The sequence below is a fragment of the Streptomyces sp. NPDC102283 genome, from assembly GCF_044766265.1.
In the GTDB taxonomy this organism is placed as follows: Bacteria; Actinomycetota; Actinomycetes; order Streptomycetales; family Streptomycetaceae; genus Streptomyces.
Genome location: NZ_JBIWLQ010000049.1, coordinates 1 through 3,180 on the forward strand (window position 1 = coordinate 1; position 3,180 = coordinate 3,180).

The window sequence follows — 3,180 nt, forward strand, 5'->3', positions numbered from 1 at the left end:
AACACAGTGGACGCGAGCAACTGAGGACAAGCCCTCGGCCTATTAGTACCAGTCAGCTCCACCCCTTACAGGGCTTCCACATCTGGCCTATCAACCCAGTCGTCTACTGGGAGCCTTAACCCTTCAAGAGGGTGGGAATACTCATCTCGAAGCAGGCTTCCCGCTTAGATGCTTTCAGCGGTTATCCTTTCCGAACGTAGCCAACCAGCCATGCCCTTGGCAGGACAACTGGCACACCAGAGGTTCGTCCGTCCCGGTCCTCTCGTACTAGGGACAGCCCTTCTCAATATTCCTACGCGCACAGCGGATAGGGACCGAACTGTCTCACGACGTTCTAAACCCAGCTCGCGTACCGCTTTAATGGGCGAACAGCCCAACCCTTGGGACCGACTCCAGCCCCAGGATGCGACGAGCCGACATCGAGGTGCCAAACCATCCCGTCGATATGGACTCTTGGGGAAGATCAGCCTGTTATCCCCGGGGTACCTTTTATCCGTTGAGCGACAGCGCTTCCACAAGCCACTGCCGGATCACTAGTCCCGACTTTCGTCCCTGCTCGACCCGTCGGTCTCACAGTCAAGCTCCCTTGTGCACTTACACTCAACACCTGATTGCCAACCAGGCTGAGGGAACCTTTGGGCGCCTCCGTTACTCTTTAGGAGGCAACCGCCCCAGTTAAACTACCCATCAGACACTGTCCCTGATCCGGATCACGGACCCAGGTTAGACATCCAGCACGACCAGAGTGGTATTTCAACGACGACTCCACAACCACTGGCGTGGCCGCTTCAAAGTCTCCCACCTATCCTACACAAGCCGAACCGAACACCAATATCAAACTATAGTAAAGGTCCCGGGGTCTTTCCGTCCTGCTGCGCGAAACGAGCATCTTTACTCGTAGTGCAATTTCACCGGGCCTATGGTTGAGACAGTCGAGAAGTCGTTACGCCATTCGTGCAGGTCGGAACTTACCCGACAAGGAATTTCGCTACCTTAGGATGGTTATAGTTACCACCGCCGTTTACTGGCGCTTAAGTTCTCAGCTTCGCCACCCCGAAAGGCAGCTAACCGGTCCCCTTAACGTTCCAGCACCGGGCAGGCGTCAGTCCGTATACATCGCCTTACGGCTTCGCACGGACCTGTGTTTTTAGTAAACAGTCGCTTCTCGCTGGTCTCTGCGGCCACCCCCAGCTCAAGCAGCAAGTGCTATCACCAGTGATGGCCCCCCTTCTCCCGAAGTTACGGGGGCATTTTGCCGAGTTCCTTAACCATAGTTCACCCGAACGCCTCGGTATTCTCTACCTGACCACCTGAGTCGGTTTAGGGTACGGGCCGCCATGAAACTCGCTAGAGGCTTTTCTCGACAGCATAGGATCATCCACTTCACCACAATCGGCTCGGCATCAGGTCTCACCCTTAACGTGTGACGGATTTACCTACCACACGGGCTACACCCTTACCCCGGGACAACCACCGCCCGGGCTGGACTACCTTCCTGCGTCACCCCATCGCTTACCTACTACAAGTCTGGTTCATCGGCTCCACCACTACCCTCAACTCCGAAGAGATCGGGCCGGCTTCACGGACTTAGCATCGCCTGATTCAGTACTGGGCGTTTCAAAGCGGGTACCGGAATATCAACCGGTTGTCCATCGACTACGCCTGTCGGCCTCGCCTTAGGTCCCGACTTACCCTGGGCAGATCAGCTTGACCCAGGAACCCTTAGTCAATCGGCGCACACGTTTCTCACGTGTGTATCGCTACTCATGCCTGCATTCTCACTCGTGAACCGTCCACAACTCGCTTCCGCGGCTGCTTCACCCGGCACACGACGCTCCCCTACCCATCCATACGGGCGTTGGCCCTATGTGTATGAATGACACGACTTCGGCGGTACGCTTGAGCCCCGCTACATTGTCGGCGCGGAATCACTTGACCAGTGAGCTATTACGCACTCTTTCAAGGGTGGCTGCTTCTAAGCCAACCTCCTGGTTGTCTCTGCGACTCCACATCCTTTCCCACTTAGCGTACGCTTAGGGGCCTTAGTCGATGCTCTGGGCTGTTTCCCTCTCGACCATGGAGCTTATCCCCCACAGTCTCACTGCCGCGCTCTCACTTACCGGCATTCGGAGTTTGGCTAAGGTCAGTAACCCGGTAGGGCCCATCGCCTATCCAGTGCTCTACCTCCGGCAAGAAACACACGACGCTGCACCTAAATGCATTTCGGGGAGAACCAGCTATCACGGAGTTTGATTGGCCTTTCACCCCTAACCACAGGTCATCCCCCAGGTTTTCAACCCTGGTGGGTTCGGTCCTCCACGAAGTCTTACCTCCGCTTCAACCTGCCCATGGCTAGATCACTCCGCTTCGGGTCTAGAGCGTGCAACTCAAACGCCCTATTCGGACTCGCTTTCGCTACGGCTTCCCCACACGGGTTAACCTCGCTACACACCGCTAACTCGCAGGCTCATTCTTCAAAAGGCACGCAGTCACGACTGCATGTGCAAGCACATACAGCGACGCTCCCACGGCTTGTAGGCACACGGTTTCAGGTACTATTTCACTCCGCTCCCGCGGTACTTTTCACCATTCCCTCACGGTACTATCCGCTATCGGTCACCAGGGAATATTTAGGCTTAGCGGGTGGTCCCGCCAGATTCACACGGGATTTCTCGGGCCCCGTGCTACTTGGGTGTCTCTCAAACGAGCCGTTGATGTTTCAGCTACGGGGGTCTTACCCTCTACGCCGGACCTTTCGCATGTCCTTCGCCTACATCAACGGTTTCTGACTCGTCTCACAGCCGGCAGACTATGAAAGAGAGATCCCACAACCCCGCATGCGCAACCCCTGCCGGGTATCACACGCATACGGTTTGGCCTCATCCAGTTTCGCTCGCCACTACTCCCGGAATCACGGTTGTTTTCTCTTCCTGAGGGTACTGAGATGTTTCACTTCCCCTCGTTCCCTCCACACTGCCTATGTGTTCAGCAGCGGGTGACAGCCCATGACGACTGCCGGGTTTCCCCATTCGGAAACCCCCGGATCAAAGCTTGGTTGACAGCTCCCCGGGGACTATCGTGGCCTCCCACGTCCTTCATCGGTTCCTGGTGCCAAGGCATCCACCGTGCGCCCTTAAAAACTTGGCCACAGATGCTCGCGTCCACTGTGCAGTTCTCAAA

1 rRNA gene is annotated in these 3,180 nt (G+C 56.3%); it reads right to left on the reverse strand.

From position 1 onward, the window contains the following. Positions 1-22 precede the first annotated feature (22 nt). Positions 23-3,147, reverse strand: a 23S ribosomal RNA gene (locus ACIRJT_RS38725). Positions 3,148-3,180: the final 33 nt, after the last annotated feature.